The organism is Pseudomonas syringae, assembly GCF_023278085.1.
GTDB lineage: Bacteria > Pseudomonadota > Gammaproteobacteria > Pseudomonadales > Pseudomonadaceae > Aquipseudomonas > Aquipseudomonas syringae_Q.
The window spans coordinates 2,773,335-2,794,025 of record NZ_CP066265.1 but is presented as its reverse complement, the minus strand read 5'-3'; the positions used below and the strand labels follow the sequence as shown (position 1 = coordinate 2,794,025).

General features: G+C 58.5%; 15 protein-coding genes, 1 tRNA gene and 2 pseudogenes. 12 read left to right on the top strand and 6 right to left on the bottom strand.

Features of this window, described 5'->3' with window-relative positions:
• Nucleotides 1-304 precede the first annotated feature (304 nt).
• Genes I9H07_RS12375 through I9H07_RS12365 form a run of 3 tightly spaced genes read left to right on the top strand, consistent with a single transcriptional unit; the run spans nucleotide 305 to nucleotide 3,380 of the window.
• Nucleotides 305-1,519, top strand: a complete 1,215-nt coding sequence (locus tag I9H07_RS12375; protein ID WP_236425699.1) for an SfnB family sulfur acquisition oxidoreductase — start codon at nucleotides 305-307, stop codon at nucleotides 1,517-1,519.
• Nucleotides 1,520-1,534: 15 nt separating this feature from the next.
• On the top strand, nucleotides 1,535-1,975 hold the full coding sequence (locus I9H07_RS12370; protein WP_236425698.1) for an acyl-CoA dehydrogenase: 441 nt from the start codon (nucleotides 1,535-1,537) through the stop codon (nucleotides 1,973-1,975).
• 4 nt (nucleotides 1,976-1,979) lie between these two features.
• Entirely contained in the window at nucleotides 1,980-3,380 is a 1,401-nt protein-coding gene (locus I9H07_RS12365) for an LLM class flavin-dependent oxidoreductase (RefSeq protein ID WP_024673423.1), read from the top strand.
• Between the two features lie 159 nt (nucleotides 3,381-3,539).
• On the opposite strand, the gene I9H07_RS12360 is transcribed toward I9H07_RS12365, so the two are convergent.
• Together I9H07_RS12360 and baeS are read right to left on the bottom strand one after the other, a co-directional pair.
• Nucleotides 3,540-4,214, bottom strand: coding sequence for a response regulator (locus I9H07_RS12360; protein WP_024673422.1), 675 nt, complete (start codon nucleotides 4,212-4,214; stop codon nucleotides 3,540-3,542).
• Between the two features lie 2 nt (nucleotides 4,215-4,216).
• Nucleotides 4,217-5,602 (bottom strand): sensor histidine kinase efflux regulator BaeS, encoded by a 1,386-nt coding sequence (baeS, locus tag I9H07_RS12355; protein WP_236425697.1) that lies wholly within the window; start codon nucleotides 5,600-5,602, stop codon nucleotides 4,217-4,219.
• Nucleotides 5,603-5,757: 155 nt separating this feature from the next.
• On the opposite strand from baeS, the gene I9H07_RS12350 reads away from it, so the two are divergent.
• From I9H07_RS12350 to I9H07_RS12330, 5 genes are all read left to right on the top strand, one after another.
• A complete protein-coding gene (locus tag I9H07_RS12350) occupies nucleotides 5,758-6,951 on the top strand; it encodes an efflux RND transporter periplasmic adaptor subunit (RefSeq protein ID WP_236425696.1) in 1,194 nt (397 codons plus the stop codon).
• A 2-nt stretch (nucleotides 6,952-6,953) separates the two neighbouring features.
• Entirely contained in the window at nucleotides 6,954-10,100 is a 3,147-nt protein-coding gene (locus I9H07_RS12345) for an efflux RND transporter permease subunit (RefSeq protein ID WP_236425525.1), read from the top strand.
• Nucleotides 10,100-11,506, top strand: a complete 1,407-nt coding sequence (locus tag I9H07_RS12340; protein WP_236425524.1) for an efflux transporter outer membrane subunit — start codon at nucleotides 10,100-10,102, stop codon at nucleotides 11,504-11,506. The genes I9H07_RS12345 and I9H07_RS12340 overlap by 1 nt, the downstream gene beginning before the upstream one ends.
• Before the next feature lie 115 nt (nucleotides 11,507-11,621).
• Nucleotides 11,622-13,355, top strand: a complete 1,734-nt coding sequence (locus I9H07_RS12335) for a tannase/feruloyl esterase family alpha/beta hydrolase (protein ID WP_236425523.1) — start codon at nucleotides 11,622-11,624, stop codon at nucleotides 13,353-13,355.
• 187 nt (nucleotides 13,356-13,542) lie between these two features.
• Nucleotides 13,543-13,616 (top strand) — tRNA-Cys (locus I9H07_RS12330).
• 224 nt (nucleotides 13,617-13,840) lie between these two features.
• On the opposite strand, the gene I9H07_RS12325 is transcribed toward I9H07_RS12330, so the two are convergent.
• Entirely contained in the window at nucleotides 13,841-14,227 is a 387-nt protein-coding gene (locus I9H07_RS12325; RefSeq protein ID WP_024674135.1) for a YceK/YidQ family lipoprotein, read from the bottom strand.
• A 202-nt stretch (nucleotides 14,228-14,429) separates the two neighbouring features.
• On the opposite strand from I9H07_RS12325, the gene I9H07_RS12320 reads away from it, so the two are divergent.
• The 3 genes from I9H07_RS12320 (at nucleotide 14,430) to I9H07_RS12310 (ending at nucleotide 16,692) form a co-directional block, all read left to right on the top strand.
• Nucleotides 14,430-15,068, top strand: coding sequence for an isochorismatase family cysteine hydrolase (locus I9H07_RS12320; protein ID WP_236425522.1), 639 nt, complete (start codon nucleotides 14,430-14,432; stop codon nucleotides 15,066-15,068).
• 222 nt (nucleotides 15,069-15,290) lie between these two features.
• The gene (locus I9H07_RS12315; protein ID WP_236425521.1) at nucleotides 15,291-16,304 is read left to right on the top strand and encodes an isopenicillin N synthase family dioxygenase; all 1,014 of its coding nucleotides are present in this window, start codon (nucleotides 15,291-15,293) and stop codon (nucleotides 16,302-16,304) included.
• 1 nt (nucleotide 16,305) lies between these two features.
• Entirely contained in the window at nucleotides 16,306-16,692 is a 387-nt protein-coding gene (locus tag I9H07_RS12310; protein ID WP_024674138.1) for a VOC family protein, read from the top strand.
• A 321-nt stretch (nucleotides 16,693-17,013) separates the two neighbouring features.
• Here the strand turns inward: I9H07_RS12310 and I9H07_RS12305 are convergent, their stop codons facing one another.
• Both I9H07_RS12305 and I9H07_RS12300 read right to left on the bottom strand, forming a co-directional pair.
• Nucleotides 17,014-17,358, bottom strand: coding sequence for a hypothetical protein (locus tag I9H07_RS12305; protein WP_024674139.1), 345 nt, complete (start codon nucleotides 17,356-17,358; stop codon nucleotides 17,014-17,016).
• A 377-nt stretch (nucleotides 17,359-17,735) separates the two neighbouring features.
• A pseudogene (locus tag I9H07_RS12300) lies at nucleotides 17,736-18,444 on the bottom strand (DNA cytosine methyltransferase); the annotation flags it as partial.
• Nucleotides 18,445-18,737: 293 nt separating this feature from the next.
• On the opposite strand from I9H07_RS12300, the pseudogene I9H07_RS12295 reads away from it, so the two are divergent.
• Nucleotides 18,738-20,366 (top strand): annotated as a pseudogene (locus I9H07_RS12295) (methyl-accepting chemotaxis protein).
• Here I9H07_RS12295 and I9H07_RS12290 read toward each other — a convergent pair.
• Nucleotides 20,347-20,685, bottom strand: a complete 339-nt coding sequence (locus I9H07_RS12290; protein ID WP_024674140.1) for a hypothetical protein — start codon at nucleotides 20,683-20,685, stop codon at nucleotides 20,347-20,349. The pseudogene I9H07_RS12295 and the gene I9H07_RS12290 overlap by 20 nt on opposite strands.
• Nucleotides 20,686-20,691 lie beyond the last annotated feature (6 nt).

Genomic DNA, 20,691 nt, shown 5'->3' with positions numbered 1-20,691 from the left:
GCCTGATCATAAGTTTTTGAATTTAATGATTATTTTTATGAATGACCGCTCTGCCTGTTGTAAGGGCAACAGCTGAGCAACAGCTTGTCGGCAAACCGCACATTGGCAACTGCGTTCCGTAGGGCACTGTTCAACCTGCAACAGCGTTTGCACATTTTGCGTGGTGGGATGCGGCCGGTTATCAGGATATTTACGTAACCGACTGTTTTTAAATGTAAATAATTTTCGGCATGGGCTGTGCAATGTTCAAGGCTACGCGTGTTGAGTGTTTTTCAACCTGTCGCTAACGATCAGGAGCCCGTCCATGAGCAACCCAGTCGCAACTCCACCTGCTACACCGCCCAAGGCGCATATTATTGCCTCGGACGCCGAAGCCATCGATGTCGCCAGGACACTGGCCAGCCGCTTTGCCGAAGAGGCTTCGTTGCGTGATCGCGAACGCCGTCTGCCGTTTGCCGAGCTGGATGAGTTCTCTGCCAGCGGCCTGTGGGCCATCACCATTCCCAAGGCCTATGGCGGTGCGGGTGTTTCCTACGTCACGGTCGCAGAAGTAATCGAGATCATTTCTGCCGCCGACCCTTCATTAGGGCAGATCCCGCAGAACCACCTGGGCGTGCTCGATATCCTGTTGCAGACCGGCACCGAGGAGCAGAAGCGTCATTACTTCGCCAAGGCGCTGGCGGGTTACCGCTTCGGCAATGCGTTTTCGGAGTCGAAAAGCAAGAACGCCGGAGCCTTCCAGACCCGCATCCGTTTCGAAGGCGAGCAGGCTGTGCTGGACGGTGAGAAGTTCTACTGCACCGGTGCGTTGTTCGCGCACATCGTGCCGGTAGCCGGCGTCAACGAACAGAATCAGGCCTTCATTGCGTTCGTCGAACGCAACAATCCGGGCCTGACCATCATCGATAACTGGGACGGCTTCGGTCAGCGCACCACGGCCAGTGGCGGCGCGGTATTGAAAAATGTGCGGGTGCCGTCGAGCGCGGTAATCCCGGCGCATCGGGCGTTCGATGAACCGACCGCCGACGGGCCGATCTCGCAGATCATCCAGGCAGCGGTGGACACCGGCATTGCCCATGGCGCATTTGAAGAAACCCTCAAGCACGCCCGCCTGGCGCGGCCGTGGATCGACAGCCAGCAGGATTTCGGCTGGCAGGACCCGTTCAGCATTGCCGCCATTGGTGACTTGCAATGGCGGCTGCACGGCACCGACGCGATCCTTGCCAAGGCCGGGCGCGCCATTGATCACGCCCTGGCTGAACCGAGCGAAGCCAGCGTCGCGCAGGCGTCGGTGGTGGTTGCGCAGGCCAAAGTGCTGTCGGCGCAGATTGCCTTGCTCGCCAGCAGCACACTGTTCGAACTGGCCGGCACCCGTTCTGTACTGGGCAAGCTCAACCTTGATCGCTACTGGCGCAATGCACGCACCCATACGCTGCATGACCCGGCGCGCTGGAAATACCACCTGATCGGCAATCAGGTGCTCAACAACATCCCGCCGCCGCGTCACGCCTGGAACTGATCAAGGAGCAGCCTCATGCCTCATCCCGCTATCACAGCGCAACTGACTGTCGCCACCGAAGACCTGGGCCACGCCCGCCACGGTTTGCAACAAACCCTCGATTACCTGCGCGAGCAGGGCCAGCCGTGGTCACTCAGCAATCTGCAACGCATTGTTGATGACCCTTATGTGATCAGCAAAGTCGGCGACCTGCAGATCCGTCTGGACGTTGCCGCGGCCTTGCTGGAGCGCGCGCAACGCCTGGAAGGTTCGTCAGAGCAGCGCCTGATCGCCAGCAGCGAGGCGGTTATCGCCAGTGCCGATGCACTTCAGGCGGTCGGCAACATTCAGTACGAACTCACCGGGCAACGCATTTCGCTGCCAGCACAGACCCATCGCGAACCGATGCGCTGGCACTACCAGGTGATCGGCAATCAACGCCTCAACGGCGTCGTACCGCCGCAGCTTCAGGAGTAGCTCTATGTCTCGTCAAATACGCCTCAATGCCTTCGACATGAATTGCGTCGGCCATCAATCACCGGGCCTTTGGGCGCACCCGCGTGACCGTTCGTGGCAGTACAAGGACCTGGAATACTGGACTGATCTGGCCAAAATTCTTGAGCGTGGCAAGTTCGACGGCCTGTTCATCGCTGACGTGCTGGGCATCTACGATGTCTATCGCGGTAATGGCGAAGCCGCTATCCGCCAAGCTACGCAGGTGCCGGTCAATGACCCGTTGCAGCTGATTCCGCCTATGGCATTGGTCACCGAACATCTGGGTTTTGGCTTGACGGCGTCGTTGTCGTTCGAGCATCCGTACCCGTTCGCCCGCCGTCTTTCTACGCTGGACCACCTGACCAAGGGGCGGGCGGGCTGGAATATCGTGACGTCTTATCTGGAAAGCGGTGCGAAGAATCTGGGACAGAAGACCCTGACCGAACACGATGCGCGCTACGACTATGCCGAGGAGTACCTGGAGGTTTGTTACAAGCTGTGGGAAGGCAGTTGGGAAGAGGGCGCAATCCTGCGTGACCGGGAGCGGCGGGTATTCAGCGATCCGAGCAAGATTCATGAAATCCGTCACGTCGGCAAACACTTTCAGGTCCCCGGCATCCATTTGTGTGAGCCTTCGCCGCAACGCACGCCGGTTCTTTATCAGGCGGGTGCTTCAAGCCGTGGCAAGCAGTTTGCCGCCGAGCATGCCGAGTGTGTGTTCGTGGCTGCGCCGTCCAAGGTGCTGCTGAAAAAGACCGTTGCTGATATTCGCCGCCGTACGGCCGAAGCCGGTCGTGACCCGGCCAAGGTGCTGATCTTCAATTTGCAGACGGTGATCCTCGGTGAAACCGACGCAAAGGCGAAAGCCAAATTCGAAGAGTACAAAAGCTGGGTCAGTTATGAGGGGGCCATGGCGCTGATCTCTGGCTGGACCGGTATCGACTTCAGCCAGTTCAAGCCTGACGAGCCGCTGCGGCATGTGCACACCAATGCCATTCAGTCGGCCGTCGAGACGTTTTCCACTGCCGACCCGAACACCGTCTGGACCCCGCAGGCGCTGGCCGACTGGGTGGGTATCGGTGGTTTTGGCCCATTGTTTGTCGGCAGCCCGGAAACCGTTGCGGACCTGTTGCAGGAGTGGGTTGAAGAGACGGATGTCGACGGATTCAATCTGGCCTACGCGCTGACCCATGAAACCTTTATTGATGCAGTTGAACTGCTGGTGCCGGAGCTGCAAAAACGCGGTGTTTACAAGACCGAATACGCCACAGGCACGTTGCGCGAGAAGCTGTTTGGCGACGGCCCGCGCCTGGAAGCAGGCCATCCGGGGGCTGCCTTCCGCGACCTGGCTGCGCTGAACCGTCACCGGCAGACCGAGAGTGCCTGACGGCGTGCTGACTGCCGCCGCGCAGTAAGGATCGGACGCAGAGCGTCGGTAAGATCGGTGTTCTTTCGGACATTCATGATTATGGTTCCTCACGCTCCAGCGCGGGAACGCCGTTCTGGACGCTCCGCGTCCGATTCTCAGCGCTCGGCGCTGCGTGCCTCACAGCTCCAGCCGATAACCTACCCCGTACAACGACTGAATCGGGTCCTGCCCAGGGCAGGCCTGTTCCAGTTTGCGGCGCAGGTTGCGGATGTGGCTGTCCACGGTGCGGTCGGTGACCACGCGGTGGTCCGAGTAAAGCCGGTCCAGCAGGTGGTCGCGGGAAAACACCCGGCCGGGCGAGCGGGCGAAGGTGGCCAGCAGGCGCAGCTCTACCGGGGTCAGGTCCAGGGCGATTCCGTTGAACGAGGCCCGGTAATGCGCTTCGTCGACCTGCACGCCCTTTGCAGTCTCTGGTTCGAGTGACGACGTGCGGCGCAGGATCGCCTTGACCCGGGCGACCATTTCACGCGGGCTGAACGGCTTGCAGATGTAATCATCCGCGCCAAGGTCCAGCCCCAGCAGACGATCGATCTCCTCCACTCGCGCGGTGATCATGATGATCGGCACGGTGCTGAAGCTGCGCAGTTCCTTGCAGATGTCCATGCCGTCGCGACCGGGCAGCATGATGTCGAGCAGGATCAATTGCGGCGCATTGGCCCTGACGGCCGGCACAACGTCCAGGCCGTTGTCCAGACAGTGAGTCGAGTAGCCAGCCGCGATCAGGTAATCGCGCATCAATGTCGCCAGCTTCGGTTCGTCCTCGACGATGAGGATCGGCACTTCAGTCGTCATGCTCATAACCGTCCGGGCAGGCGCAGGGTCAGCCACAGGCCGCCTGTGGGTGAGTGATCGGCGCTGAGGGTGCCGCCATGGGCGAGGGCGATGCTGTGACAGATCGCCAGCCCCAGGCCAGCGCCGCCGCTGGCGCGGTTACGCGAGGTTTCGCCGCGATAGAATCGTTCGAACAGCCGCGATAATTGCTCGGGTTCGACGCCTGGTCCGGAATCCATGACTTCGACTACGACTTCATCAACGTCGACGGCGGCACGGACATGCACCGTACCGCCGGCGTCGGTGTAACGCACCGAGTTCTCCAGCAAGTTGCTGACCAGCTGCTGCAAGCGTCTCGGGTCGGCGTCCACCATCAGGCGCTGGGTCGGCAGTTCCAGCTGCAGATTCAGCTGCCGCGTGGCGAAGCGCTCTTCAAACATGGCGGCGATGCCTTCCAGCAACTCGGTCAGGTCACAATCGACCTTGCGGTAGGTCAGGGCGCCGACGTCGGCCAGCGATAGCTCGTAAAGGTCGTCCACCAGTTTGCTGAGCATACTGACCTCGCCTTGCAGCGATTTCATCGACGACTGATCAAGCATGCGCACGCCGTCTTCGATAGCTTCCAGTTCGCCGCGCAATACCGACAGCGGGGTGCGCAGCTCATGGGAAACATCGGCCATGAAGTCGCGGCGCATTTTTTCGTTGCGCTCCAGGGTGTAGGCCAGCTGGTTGAAGTCACGGGCCAGTTGACCGACTTCGTCATTGGAGGACACGGCCACGCGGCTGCTGTATTTTCCGGCAGCAAGCCGGTGGGTCGCAGCGGCGACGCGTTTGACCGGGTCAAGCAACGTCCTCGCGATCCACCAGGCAATCAACACCGCCAGCAGCAGTGAAAGCACGCCCATCGCCAGGCTGGCGCGCAATTGATACTGCTGAAAACGTTCGCCTCCGGCTTCGCTGACACTTTGAAAGGGCGTGGCGGCCAGCCAGCCGACAACCTTGCCGTCAACCTCGACGGGGCGCATGAATTCGGCGTCTCGCGAACCGGTGAAGCCCATGACCAATTGCTTGTTTTCGTCCAGCAAGGCGATCCGGAACACCGCGCCGGTCAGGTCTGAAATGGGCGGCGCCGCAAGCCCGGGGATGGCGAAGTCCTGCGTAGGGTCCGGGCGCATGACTTCAAACCAGCGTTCCCTGTTGTTGCGCAGAAACTCCCAGTTGCCCTCACGGGCATAGGCACTGGCCAGACGCGGCAGGACCGGCGACATGCGCTGCATGGCCTGTTCGTTGAGATACCCCAGAAAGCCGCGACCGAAGCTCCAGTTGGCCGTCAGGCCCATGATCAGGATCACCGACAGGACGCTGATCAGCACTGCAATGAACAGCTTGGTGGAAATACTCAGTTTCATGGGGCCAACTTTTTTGTGGAAACAGCGCGTGGAGACAGCGTGCATTTAGGCCTTCGTATCCGCAAGTTTCAAGTGATCACGCCAATCTTCAATTTTCCTGCACATTTGCCTCGCACCCTGACGTCAGGCTTTCGCCACAACGTCCTGAGGCAATCATGTCGAGCAAGATTTTCGCCAAATACCTGATGACGATCACCTACGTCATCTACGCAGTCGTTATCGGCCTTCTGAGCGGTTGCTCGGAAGACGCGCCGCCCGCTGCGGAAAAACCCAAGGTGTCGATCATTACCGTAAAACCTCGCAGCCAGTCACTGACCACCGAACTGGCCGGGCGCACTCGTGCCTTCATGGTCGCCGAGATCCGGCCTCAGGTCAGCGGCATCGTGCAACAGCGACTGTTTGTCGAGGGCGCGCAGGTCAAAGCCGGTCAGGCGTTGTATCAGCTCGACAGCGCGACCTATCAGGCCGCGCTGGCTGAAGCGCAGGCGACCCTCGCCAAGTCGCGCGCCACACTCAAGTCGGCGCAGGCCACTGCCAGGCGTGATGTGCAGCTGGCGAAGATCGACGCGATCAGCCAGCAGGACAAGGAAGATGCCGAGGCCAGTCTGCAAACCGCCGCGGCCGAGGTGAAAGTCGCTGAAGCCGATGTGCAGACGGCCCGTATCAATCTGGCCTACACGCGCATCACTTCGCCGATCAATGGGCGTATCGAAACCTCGACCGTGACCCCCGGCGCACTGGTCGTCGCCCAGCAGGACACGGCACTGACCACGGTTCAGCAACTGGACCCGATCTACGTCGATGTCACTCAGTCCACCACCGAGTTGCTGCGCCTCAAACGCGACCTGGCCAGTGGCGCGCTGCAAAGCACTGGCGATGGTGACGCACGAGTCACCCTGAAACTGGATGACGGCAGCCCCTACAACCACGACGGGCGCCTGCAATTCAGTGGCGTCAGTGTCAATGAAAGCACCGGCACCGTGACCCTGCGGGCCAGTTTTGCCAATCCGCAGGGGCTGTTGCTGCCTGGCATGTACGTGCTGGCGGTGCTGGAACAGGCGCAGGACCAGAACGCGATTCTGATTCCGCAAAAAGCGGTCAACCGCGCCGCCAGTGGCCAGACCACAGTGTTGCTGGTGGTGGGCGGCAAGATCGAACAGCGCGTGGTGGTGGTCGACCGCGCGGTGGGCAACGAATGGTGGGTCACCAGCGGGCTGAAAGCAGGCGAGCAGGTGGTGGTCGAAGGCGGGCAGAAAACACCGGTGGGCACCGAGGTGACCGTGCAAGCCAGCGAAACAACGGACTCGACGGCCAAAACGGCGTCTGCCGCTAACAGCAAGGAGGGCTGAACATGGCACGTTTCTTCATTGATCGGCCCATTTTTGCCTGGGTCATCGCCATCTGCATCATGCTCGGCGGGGGACTGTCCATCAGCCAGTTGCCGCTTGAGCAATACCCCGATATCGCGCCCCCTACCATCAAGATCTCCGCCACCTACACCGGCGCTTCAGCCAAGACCGTCGAGGATTCCGTTACTCAGGTGATCGAGCAGCAGATGAAAGGCCTGGACCGGCTGACCTACATGTCCGCGTCGAGCAGTTCTTCGGGCAGTGCGAGCATCAGCCTGACCTTTGCCGCAGGCACTGACCCCGATGTGGCGCAGATGCAGGTGCAGAACAAATTGCAGCAGGCCGAATCGCGGCTGCCACAAAGCGTGCAGAGCGAAGGTCTGACCGTTACCAAGGGCAGTTCCGACTTCTTGATGCTGGTCGCCCTGTCGTCTGATAACGAGAGTGTCAACGGTACGCAGATTGGTGATTACATCTCCAGCACGTTGCTCGACCAGCTCAGCCGTGTGGATGGCGTCGGTGATGTGCAGACCCTCGGTTCGGGTTATGCCATGCGCATCTGGCTCGACCCGGCGAAAATGCAAAAATACGCGCTGATGCCGTCCGACATAAGCTCGGCGCTCGAAGCCCAGAACACCGAAGTGTCGGCAGGCCAGTTGGGCGCTTTGCCTGCGGTCAATGGTCAGCAACTGAATGCCACGATCAGCGCACGCAGCAAGTTGCAGACCGCAGAGCAGTTCGAAAACGTCGTCGTCAAATCCTCCAGTGACGGCGCTGTGGTGCTGTTGGGCGACGTGTCCAGGATTGAACTGGGCAGCGAGAGCTATGACATCAGCTCGGCGCTCAACGGCAGGCCCGCCGCGGCAATGGGCATCCAGCTGGCCTCGGGGGCCAACGCGCTGAGCGTCGGCGAAGCGATCAAGGCCAAGCTCAAGGAACTGGAACCGTTCTACCCCTCGCAAATGCAGTTGAAGACTGAAATTGCCTACGACACCACGCCGTTCGTGAGCCTCTCGATCAAGGAAGTGGTGAAGTCGCTGGGCGAAGCGATTGTGCTGGTGGTGCTGATCATGTTTCTGTTTTTGCAGAACCTGCGCGCCACGCTGATCCCGGCGATTACCGTGCCGGTAGTCTTGCTCGGCACCTTCGGTGTATTGGCGTTGTTCGGCTATTCAATCAATACCCTGACCATGTTTGCGATGGTGCTGGCCATCGGGTTGCTGGTCGACGATGCCATCGTGGTGGTGGAAAACGTCGAGCGAGTGATGGGCGAAGAGCAACTGAGCCCGCTTGAGGCCACTCGCAAATCCATGCAGGAAATTACCAGCGCGCTGATCGGTATCGCTCTGGTGCTGAGCGCTGTGTTCATCCCGATGGCTTTTTTCAGCGGCTCTACCGGGATCATCTACCGGCAGTTCTCGGTGACCATCGTCTCGGCCATGCTGCTGTCAGTACTGGTCGCGATGACGCTGACCCCTGCGTTGTGCGCAACGATGCTGAAGCAATCCGATTCGCAACAGCATGCCCGGCGGGGCGGCTTCTTCGGCTGGTTCAACCGTACGTTCGACCGCAGCGCCGACCGCTATCAGCGCGGCGTAGGCGGTGTCATCAAGCATCGCGGTCGCAGTTTGCTGGTGTACGTGCTGGTGCTCGCCGCGATGGCGGTGGGCTACGTGAGCCTGCCGACGTCGTTTTTGCCGGATGAGGATCAGGGCGCGCTGATGGCGCAGATCCAGTTGCCGGTGGGGGCGACGGACAGCCGCACTCAGGCCGTGATGAGGCAGTTCGAGGCGTACATGCTCAAGCAGCCGGAAGTCGATGCGTTGATCAGTATCTCCGGCCTCGGGGTCGGTGGTAACAGCCAGAACACAGCCAGAGCATTCATCAAACTCAAGGACTGGAGCGAGCGAACCGGTCAAGGGCAGGGCGCTGCACAGATCGCCCAGCGCGCGACACTGGCCATGGCCAGCATCGGTGACGCCAGTATCTTCGTCATGCAGCCTCCCGCGGTAAGGGGCCTGGGACAGAGTTCGGGGTTCGATGTGCAACTCAAGGACCTGGGTGGTCTAGGGCACGATGCGCTGGTCGAGGCTCGGGGGCAGTTTCTCGAACTGGCGAGGAAGGACCCGAGCATGCTCGGTGTGCGCAGCAACGGCCTGGACGACACGCCGCAGTTGAAGGTAACGATCGATGACCGCAAGGCGGGTGCACTCAGCCTCTCGACCAGCGACATTAATTCGACGCTGTCCACGGCATTGGGCGGCAGCTACGTGAACGATTTTCTTAATCAGGGGCGTGTGAAGAAAGTCTATGTGCAGGGTGAGGCCGCTTCGCGCATGCAATCGGCGGATCTTGACCACTGGTTCGTGCGCAACAGCAATGACGAAATGGTGCCGTTCTCATCGTTCGCCAGCAGCAGCTGGAGCTACGGCTCGCCCTTGCTGGAGCGCTACAACGGTAACTCATCCCTCGAACTGGTCGGCGACCCTGCGCCCGGCGTCAGTTCCGGGACCGCGATGAATGCCGTTGAAGCGATTATCAAGCAACTGCCTGAAGGCATTGGTTACGAATGGACCGGGCAGTCTTACCAACTGAGATTGTCTGGCTCTCAAGCGCCGATGCTCTATGCCATTTCAGTGCTGTTCGTGTTCCTGTGCCTGGCCGCGCTGTACGAAAGCTGGTCGGTGCCGTTCTCGGTCATGCTCGTCGTGCCTCTCGGCGTGGTGGGTGCGGTATTGGCGACCAAGGCCAGCGGCTTGAGCAACGACGTGTACTTCCAGGTCGGGTTGCTGACCACCGTCGGCCTTGCGGCGAAAAACGCGATTCTGATCGTCGAGTTCGCCAAGCATTTGCAGGAGCAGGGCAAGAGTCTGCACGAAGCCACCCTGATGGCGGCACGGCAGCGCTTGCGTCCGATTCTGATGACCTCGCTGGCGTTCATGTTCGGCGTAATGCCCTTGGCGTTCAGTACCGGCGCAGGCTCCGCAGGGCGTCAGGCTATCGGTACAGGCGTATTGGGCGGCATGTTCAGCGCCACGCTGCTGGGGCTTTTCCTGGTGCCGCTGTTCTTCGTGGAAGTCCGCCGGCGTTTCAATCGGGCGTCAGGCAGTGCTGCCGCCGCTCAACCCACTTTTACAGGTGAAGCATGATGCGTCTTTTCTGGCCGTCGCTGGCTGTCACGGCGCTGCTGACCGGCTGCGTTAACCTGGCCCCTGACTATCAGCGCCCCGAAGCACCGGTTTCTGGCCAGTGGCTACCGGCTACGGCGGCCAAATCTGTCGCGTCGGGCGGTGTGCCGACGGATATCGAGTGGCAGCACTTTTTCACCGACCAGCGTCTGGTACGCCTGCAGACCCTGGCGTTGACCAATAACCGCGACCTGCGGCTAGCGGCCCTCAACGTTGAAAAAGCCCAGGCCCAGTACCGTATCGAGCGCGCGGCAAGCCTGCCGAGCATCGATGCCAGCGGCAGCGCAACGCGTACTCATTCGCCAGCCTCGACGTCCATGACCGGGCGCTCGTCAACCAGTAACGAGTACAGCGCGCAGCTTGGCCTGAGTAGCTATGAGCTGGATGTGTTCGGGCGTATTAAGAACCTTCAGGACGAAGCGCTGGAAGACTACCTGGCGTTGACCGAAACACGACGCAGCACACAGATCAGCCTGATCGCCGAGATCGCGACCGGCTGGCTGACCCTGGCTGCTGACAACCAGCTGCTGAAACTGGCGCAAGACACGCTGACCAGCCAGCAGCAGAGCTACGACCTGACCCAACGCAGCCATGCGCTGGGCGGTTCTTCCGGGCTGGAAGTGGCCCAGGCGCAAACCACGGTCGAATCGGCTCGCGGTGACGTGGCGCAGTACCGCAGCCAGGTGCTTCAGGACCGCAATGCCTTGCGCCTGCTGGTGGGCAGTGACGTCCCGGATGCGCTTTTGCCGGATGCTGAAATGCAGACTGTGGCGCAACTGGTACAGGTGCCTGCCGAGCTGCCTTCCAGCCTGTTGCAACGGCGTCCCGATGTATTGAGCGCCGAACACAGCCTGAAGTCGGCGAACATCGACATTGGTGCGGCGCGCGCTGCGTTCTTCCCCAGCATTACCCTCACGGCCAGTGCGGGCTCCAGCAGCACCAGCCTGTCCGGGCTGTTCAAGTCCGGCACCGGGGCCTGGAGCTTTGCGCCAAGCATCAGCGTGCCGATTTTCGACGGCGGGTCCAATCGGGCCACGCTGGACTCGGCCAAAATCGAAAACCAGATCCAGATCCAGACCTATCAGCAGACGATCCAGACCGCCTTCAAGGAAGTCGCCGATGCGCTGGCAGTGCGCAGCACGCTGGATGAGCGGGTCGCGGCACAGCAGGCCTACACCGATGCCAGTCGCAAGAGCTACGAATTGGCGGATGCGCTGTATCGCGGCGGTTCGCAGAGTTACCTCGAAGCGCTGGAATCTCAGCGCTCCCTGTACAGCGCCGAACAGGATTTGATCTCTCTGCGCCTGACCGAGCAGAGCAATCGGGTAACCCTCTACAAGGTCATGGGCGGCGGCTGGAATCGTTGAAAGTTTTCCCGATTGCACCTGAATAACTATGATGCTGGAACGTTTCAACCGTACCCAGTGTGTGGCCATTGACGGGGCGCACTGCGGTTTTGATCCTTCATGAACAGGAGTTCTCATGAAACCCACGCTACCCCGATACACCCATATCCTGATATTGCTGGCCAGCTCAGTCCTCTTTCAGGTTCCGGCTCAGGCCAGAACTTCGGCTTCAGCGGCCAGCGGCAACATCGCCCAACTCGCAGTGGTAAAGCCAGTGAAGGCCTGTGCTGCGTTAAGCGATCTGGAGCTCAGCGACATTGGCGGGCAGGGTAGTCGCGTAGTGTCAGCCAGCGAATCCACACGCGCCGGTATTGCAGTCTGTGTGGTGGAGGGACGGCTGGCACCGGAGATCGGTTTCAGGCTCGAACTGCCGACCGGCAGCTGGGCGCAACGTTACCTGCAAGTCGGATGTGGCGGGCTGTGCGGGAACATCAACACGACAGTGCGCGCCGCCGAGCGCTGCAGGCCGCTGAACACTGGCGCGTTCGCCGTGGCAGCCACCGACATGGGGCATCAGGCATCTGACACCACCTTTGGCGATGACCCGCAAAAGCGGATCGACTTCGCCCATCGCGCTGTTCATCTCACGGCGCTGGCGTCGAAGAAGCTGATCAGCGCCTTTTACGGGCAGCAAGCCGAATATGCCTATTTCAGCGGCTGTTCCGATGGCGGCCGCGAAGCCTTGATCGAAGCCCAGCGCTACCCTGATGATTTCGACGGCATCATTGCCGGTGCCCCGGCGCTCAACTTTCAGGTGCAGAAAACGCTGTATCACGGCTGGATGACCCGCTCCAACACCGGGCCGGATGGCAAACCGATCCTGCTGGCCGCAAAGCTGCCGCTGCTGCTGCACAAGGCGGTGCTGGCCAAGTGCGACGTGCTGGACGGGCAGATTGATGGCCTGATCGCGGACCCGCGTATCTGCAACTTCGATCCTGCTGTGCTGCAGTGCAAGACTGCGGCGGACACCAGCAATTGCCTCAGCGAGCCCGAAGTCGCTGCGGTCAAACGCTTTTACGAAGGCCCGAAAGATCCCGCCAGTGGCGAGCGGTTGACCCTTGGCGGCCCGCAGCCCGGTTCGGAACTGGCCTGGGCGGGCGTGTTCGTGCCGGTGGCTGCTGATCAGCCTGCCTACAGCGAAAAAGCTGCGTCAGAGGCAATTCGCAACGTGGTATTCGAGAAAAACCCCGCAGCGGATTTCGACCTTCGCACGCTGAACATCGATAAAAGCACGTTCGATAAACTGCGCCCGTTGCACGCGTTGTATGACGCTACCAACCCCGATCTCTCCTCATTTGCCAACCGTGGCGGCAAGCTGATCCTCTGGCACGGCTGGTCCGACCCGAACATCTCGCCGCTCAACACGCTGGCCTACCACGAAGCAGTCGAAGCGCAGATGGGCAAGGCGCGCGCTGAGTCTTTCGAACGCCTGTACATGCTGCCTGGCGTCTACCATTGCGGCGGCGGGGAAGGGCCGAGCCTGGTTGACCTGCTGACACCGGTAATGGCCTGGGTCGAAAAAGGCCAGGCACCCGACGTCATCGTCGCCAGACAGGCGATGCCCGACAAGGCGGGCAACAGGCAGATCCCGGCACAGCAATCGGCGGCTGCGTTCCTGATCAAGGATGACGTCGCCAACCGAGGCCGCACCCGCAAGGTATTCCCGTATCCGTACATCGCCGAGTATGACCACAAGGGCTATTCGAAACGCGCCAGCAGCTATCAACGCGCAGAGCCGCTGACCACCGAAAAAGCGCCACAATGGATGGGGTCAGCGTTCTTTCGACCATACACACCTATCGAGCGCTAGACCGGCGGGGTAATTATTTTCGCCTCGTTCTTGACATGGCATGCGAAGCAGTAGAGAATTGCGTCCATTCCTGAACGAGGAATTGAAAAAAACCCTTAAGATTCAATGGGTTGGAAGCCAAAGAAATAGTGGTTTCCCATGCAGTTCAAAATACGTTTGATGTTGCAGTAGAACATTCGACGTTTGAGGCCGAGTAGCAAAATGGTTATGCAGCGGATTGCAAATCCGCCTACGCCGGTTCGATTCCGACCTCGGCCTCCACTATTTAAAGCCCCGCAGATTAACGTCTGCGGGGTTTTTTATTGAGCGCGGGAAAGTGAGGGGTTCCGCAATTTTCTCATTTGACTCTCATGCCAATGCTCTGCGTTGGCGTACCGTTCAGGACGCTCCGCGTCCCCTTGCGACGCAGAGCGTCGAGAAAGGCGTTCCCACGCTGGAGCGTGCGGAACGAGCGGTGCCCTGGAGAGCACCACTCACCCGCACAGTCACTCAAACCGACTCGCATTAATGGAGCCATACTGGTTCTGCTGATAAATCGTGTAAGGCAGCACCAAGGTGTCGGCGATTGCGGATGCGCCCATATCGAGCAAGACCCAGGCAGGATCGTTGCGCGGCTGATAAGCGCTGGTTGTTTGCGGCTCCGCGTGCAGTTCACAGAAATCGAGCATGACCCCGCTGTAGACTCGGGGTATCGATGAGCAATGGGACTTCCAGTGGGTGAGCTTCTCTCCTGCGACAGAGTCCGCCCTGAACACGGTATTGATTGTTCCGCATCCGGTCAGGGTCAGAGCAAGCAGTAATATGCAGTGGGTTTTCACCTGATGCGCACCTGTTATTAGCGACTTCTTTAATGTCACATCACTCGATTCCATAACAACGTCCCTTTTGTTCTCAATGAGCTTGAGACGCCAGACTGATCACGCAGAGCACATGGCGTTTGTCACTGTTTGATTCGGCAGGTGGCCGTACGCATCTAGCTCTTGGTGGGGTGGACTCAGATCGGCTCAATGGCCAATAGCACGATTATTGCTTGCCAGGCTCATCCAGCCCTTAAGCTCAATCGAGGTGATTTCCATGAGCAAACCCCTTGTCCGGTGGCCGATCAAGCCCGGCAGAACAGCCGTCATCGTCGTCGACATGCAAAAAGTTTTCTGCGAGCCGCAGGGCGCGCTGTACGTCAGGAACACCGCTGCTATTGTCGAGCCCATCCAGACATTACTCCATGTCGCTCGTGCCGCTCAGGTGACGGTGGTGTATCTGCGCCATATCGTGCGCGGTGATGGCTCGGATACCGGGCGTATGCGTGATCTTTACCCCAATGTCGACCAGATCCTCGCGCGCCATGACCCGGATGTCGACATCATTGAGGCGCTGGCGCCCCGGCCTGGTGATGTAATCATCGACAAACTGTTCTACAGCGGCTTTCACAATACGGACCTGGACACCGTATTACGTGCCCGTGATGTCGACACCATTATTGTCTGCGGTACGGTCACCAATGTCTGTTGCGAAACCACCATCAGGGACGGCGTGCACCGCGAGTACAAAGTCATCGCCTTGAGCGATGCAAACGCGGCCATGGACTACCCCGACGTGGGCTTCGGCGCCGTATCGGCAGAAGAGGTTCAGCGTATTGCATTGACCACCATTGCCTATGAGTTCGGCGAAGTCACGACCACGGCTGATGTGATTCAACGTATCGAAAGCGCTTAGCAACGCAGACACTGTGCGCAGTTTTGGCCCGTTTTCAGTGCGCACGCATTCAAACCATGCGCTCTGTTTCAGACCGTTTGATCTGAAATGCACGCACAAAATGCTAACTCCTTGTAAGTATTGTGGATTTTATCAATGGCACAGTTTCTGCTCTTGCCTCGCTGACCTTCACCCTCGCCGGTGAGCCTTTTCCGCGTTGTGTCAGCGAGAGGAATCAGCCGTATGACTCTGCAATATGTGCCCATCATCAACCTTGCTCCCTATTTTTCAGGAACACCGGACGGCAAGGCAGCCGTGGCGCAGGCGGTCAACCAGGCGTGTAAGGACATTGGCTTTCTGGTGATCACCGAACACCAGATTCCAGCTGAGCTGATCGAGCGGGTTTCACGCTTGACCCGCCAGTTCTTCGATTTGCCACTCGCCGAAAAGCGCAAAGTCGACCGACCAAGCCCGGAAATGGTGCGGGGCTATAGCGCGGTGGCTGAGGAGAGTCTTTCGTACTCACTGGAAGAGAGTGCGCCGGGCGACCTGAAGGAATCCTTCTCCATCGGGCCCAGTGATGTGCCCGCCGAAGACTACTACCACAACGCCATCGCAGGCCCACACTTCGCGCCCAACGTCTGGCCCGCCGAAGAGCAGGTGCCAGGCTTTCAACAGGCTTACAGAGAGTATTTCGAGGCGATGAGTCAGCTGGCCCAATCGCTGATGCGCCTGTTCGCGCTGGCATTGGAGCTGGACGAGTGTTTCTTTGATGACAAGATCGATCGGCACATCAGCATGTTTCGCAGCCTGAGCTACCCGGACATCAAGACCGAGGTCGAAGCCGGGCAACTACGCGCCAGTGCGCACACCGACTACGGCAGCCTGACCATCGTGCGTCCCGACAACGCGCTGGGCGGTTTGCAGGTCCGCAACCAGAAGGGCGAATGGGTCGATGTGCCCTATGTCGAAAACGGTTTCGTGGTCAATATCGGCGACCTGATGATGCAGTGGACCAACGATCAGTGGATCTCCACCTTGCATCGCGTCGTCAACCCGCCCATGACCAGCGAGCAGGACAACCGCCGTCAATCACTGGTGTTCTTCCACCAGCCCAACTACGACACCCTGATCCAGTGCTTGCCCGGCTGCCTGCCACCCGGCGCAACGCCTCGCCATGCGCCAGTCACCTCAGGCGATCACTTGCTGGCCAAGTTCGTCAAACAGACGACCTTCGGCGGCAGCAAGGTGGCCTGACATGAATACATTGTCTTACGTAAACGTGTTTGCTCAGGACATTGTTGCCCTGAGCAGTTTTTATTCGGAGCTGTTTGGCTTCAGTGAAATCGAGTCGATCAGGTCGCCGATCTTTCGCGGGCTGGACACCGGCAAATCCTGCATCGGCTTCAATGCGCTCGATGCTTACGAATTGCTGGGGCTGGATGAGTTCGAAGGCAGCACCGGCTGCCGGTTTCTGCTAAATATCGATGTTGATGAACAGGCGGATGTGGACCGTCTGGTGCCAGTGGCCGTGGATTTGGGGGCCAGGTTGGTGAAGGCGCCATATTTGACGTATTACAACTGGTATCAGGCGGTGTTGCTGGATCCGGAGGGGAATGTGTTTCGGATTAACTATATGTTTTGATAGTTGCTTTTTTGGAAAGGGGGATAAGCAGCTCCTGATGTATAAAAGGATGCAGTTATGCGTATCTAACGGGCTGCTCTCCGCTTCATCAGTGAAGCCCAGATGGAACAGCGGGAAAAGATTAACTGCTGCTCAAATGCTGTACGCAGCAGGAGATCGCGCCACAGGGAAGCATCACGGGGCCGATCGCCAATAGACCTGGCGGCATAGACATTTGCGCAATTGCCGCTGAAGCTATTGATGTGACCAAGAAAGACGCGGGATACATGTACTGGTAGTTTGGTCAGGCCGCTGGTATTCAGGAGTCGAGCATTCAGTAGGTCAAGCGTTCTTTTGGTAGGGACTCATCTTCACAGCCAAAAGAGCTCGCTCCTTTGTCAGTGGCTTCATCACCCCCTTGGCGTCATCAAGCAGCATGTACAGAAAGTACCGGTCGTCCTGATCGCGTAATATCCGGTAAACCTCTGCATACACGTTCGAGCCAGGGGCTACGGTTCGATCTACAAGCAATTCATAGCTAACGATATGCAGGTTCTTCAGCGCCGCCTGTAAGTCTGCATTGATTCCGGCTTCCCACCGGTTACCTCCGCGCACGCTTAAGATGACTCCTACCAGCAGAATCAACGCGAATCCCGCTAGCTCAAAAAGGTTCGTTCCCTGCTCCACGCGTCGATCTCCTGGGTTTCCTAAGTCGCTGTGAGTCACTAATCTGCGGATACGGCTGGGATTATGGAGAAGGACCTGATGAAGCTACAAGCTTTCGCGTTGATCGCGTTTGCCCTTTCCGGGTGCGCCAACCACCTGGGCGATTGTGCGTTGGGGTTATGAGGGATGACTGTCTAATCGGGACTAAGGGTTAGAGCGACGTAATCTCGTTGGCCGTAGGCATTGCCGATCGCTCAACCGAGCCTGACAAACCGTGCCCGCCGAACATATTCACCGCCGGACCTTCATCGCCTTCGCAGTTCGGGCATCCGTAATGGCCTGGCTCTTCGCTGAACACATTCCCGCATCCTGGACTGGAGTGCAGGGCCGAAAGAAGCTGTTCCGATAACATCTTGCCCCTCACCTCGGCGCGGCGCAGTATCCCGGGGCACGCCTTCGCGCTCAAAAAGTACCGCGGTGGGATCGAAGTCTGCTCGAGCACTTGCGACAAGGAACACATGGCGGCGTCGTTGGGCCAGGCCGAAATATTGGGCGTCCAAGATCCGCCACGGGATTGTTCTTTTTGGGTCCATATACACAACCAGCGTCCTGCCATCGTTTCCCTGGAGGCTGCAGCTCGCATTCTTCCCCAGCCAGCGCGCCAAGAAAGCATCCGAAGGCGTTGCCTTTGTCGGAAAGGACACCGGGGACGTTCTCCCAGACGATGATGCTTTCGGGTTGGTTTCGACTGGTTCGAACATGGTCAACTGCATCTGCAAGCTCCACATATTTGATGGTGAGGGCGCCGCGTGGGTCGAGCATGCCCTGCCTCATGCCGGCCACACTGAACGCCTGGCACGGCGTTCCGCCTATGAGCACGTCCGGCGCTTTGATCTTGCCAGCCAGGACCAGGGCCCCGAGCTTCGTCATGTCGCCAAGGTTCGGCGTGCGAGGGTAGTGGTGGGCCAGCACGGCGCTGGGGAAGGGTTCAATCTCGGCGAACCACACCGGCTCCATGCCCAGCGGGTGCCATGCTGCGGTCGCGGCCTCAATGCCGCTGCACACGCTTCCGTACTGCAGGGGCGGGTATTGCTGGTGAGCGGACATAGTTCATCCTCGCCGGGGTGGCGTGAGTAGTCGATTTATAATTTTCGAGAAGAAGGGTGGATTCGACTTACTACCTCTCATACCAAAACAACCGGTCTGAGTTGGCGCAGTCATGCTTAATTTAAATTGAATCGCCAAATTTATGTGTTTCGGAAGATATGAAACATGCGCTTACAATAGCTGTAGGTGTCTGAACCTGCCGTTTGTAGCCGCAATCGACTGTGGCCGACGAGCGGCGGTCGTGATGGGGTCTTTCTTGTCGACACAGGGGGACATTACCTGGAGTTATAGACATGATACTGCGCAAACTTACTCTTGCCCCTCGATCTGCTGTCTGCTTTGGGTTGTTCTGTCTGATGATTCTCGCGCTGGGATTGATTGCGCTAAGACAGACATCAAACTTGAATGCGGCAGAAAAATATGTTGAAACTAACGTAGTACCAAGCATCTCGTTCTTGGGAATGATGGATCGTGAATTTGTGAGCATTAGGGGCGGCAACGCCAGGCTGCGTAACCCTGTTGAACCTGCTGATCGCAAAGCCACGGCTTTGGAAGATATAAAAAAATCCGAACTGGCAGTAGATGATTTAATTTCTAAACTTCAGCCACTCATAGTAACTCCGAAAGGTAAACAACTTTTTAACGAGCTGTCCAACGTCTATCCTGAATATAAGGTCCTCTAAGAACAGTACACGGGTCTGATTGCCGCAGCAAATATTGACGAAGCCGTTAAGTTATCCAGCGGAGCTATGAAGCAGTCCGCTGATTCCGTGGCAAACGTTATAAAGAACCTCATTGAGCTGAACAACGCTAAGGCAAAGAAGGCCGGCGAGGACGCGACTGTTCTGTATGAGGAAACGAAGCTGATTGTTGGAGGTTTCATCGCAGCGAGCACGATTGCAGCAATTATTCTTGCAGTGATGTACACGCGTAGCATCACTTACCCTGTCAGCCAGTCTCTGAACATCGCTGAACGCATTGCCAAAAACGATTTGACCGAAGTCATTGAGCCTCAAGGAAACGATGAGGTCGCCCGGCTCATGATGGCCTTGAAAGCCATGCAAAGCGGGTTACGTATGACGCTTTCCTCTATCTCTGACTCTTCCAATCAGTTGGCTTCAACTGCGGAAGAAATGCACGCTGTCACCGAAGACGCCAACAAAGGCATGCAGCGGCAGAACAATGAAGTAGAGATGGCCGCCACTGCCGTTACCGAAATGAGTGCCGCCGTAGAGGAAGTCGCTCGAAATGCTTCGGCAGCATCTGAGGCTGCTACTCGTTCAAATTCTTCAGCTGTGTCCGGACGCGCACGTGTAGATCAAACCGTCGAGGCCATCAGCCTAATGGTTGGTAGCGTCGAAGTCGCCACTCAGGAAGTGCAAGGGCTTGCCGTTATGGCGACTGATATCAGTAAGGTCCTGGACGTTATTCGCGCAATCGCTGAGCAAACCAATCTCCTTGCCCTCAACGCTGCAATCGAAGCTGCTCGAGCCGGTGAGGCTGGCCGGGGGTTCGCAGTGGTTGCGGATGAGGTAAGAGCGCTGGCCCATCGTACCCAGCAGTCGACGAGCGAGATCGAACAGATGATCAGCTCGATACAGAAGGGTACAGGAGCTGCTGTATCTGCAATGAGCAACACCAACGCTCAAGCTCAAAAAACTCTCGATACCGCTCATGGTGCCGGATCTGCGTTAGTCGAAATCACGGAGTTCATCGACAACATCACAGAGCGGAATGTGCTGATTGCAACGGCTTCGGAAGAGCAGGCTCAGGTTGCGAGGGAGGTTGATCGCAGCTTGGTAAGCATTCGCGACCTCTCCAACCAAGCCTCCGATGGGTCAAGTCAGACAGCTATTGCGACATCAGAATTGACCAAGCTTGCTGTCGAACTGAACAGGCTTGTCAGCCAGTTCCGCATGTAGTCTGGGTTAGATCAATGGACGCCGTTTTTATCCTGCTGAAGGGCGGGGACGGGGTGTTAATGCAGATGCGCACGTTTTCATCTGGCAGCGTGCGCATCATGTCGATGCAGTCGCCTACCAGTATCTGGTGGAACTGGCTCATATCGAATTCCAGGCATGCGCCTGCCGAGGTTTTCAGCGCAATAAGATGGTTTGTATGTAAGAGAAATCCGTGCTTGAGTGTCGGAGATTTGGCAATGACAACCTGATATGGAGGTGCAAGCAGGGTTCGTTCGTGGCGGGATTTATCTAAAACCCGGAAGAAATGAAGCGCGTTCATCTTGGC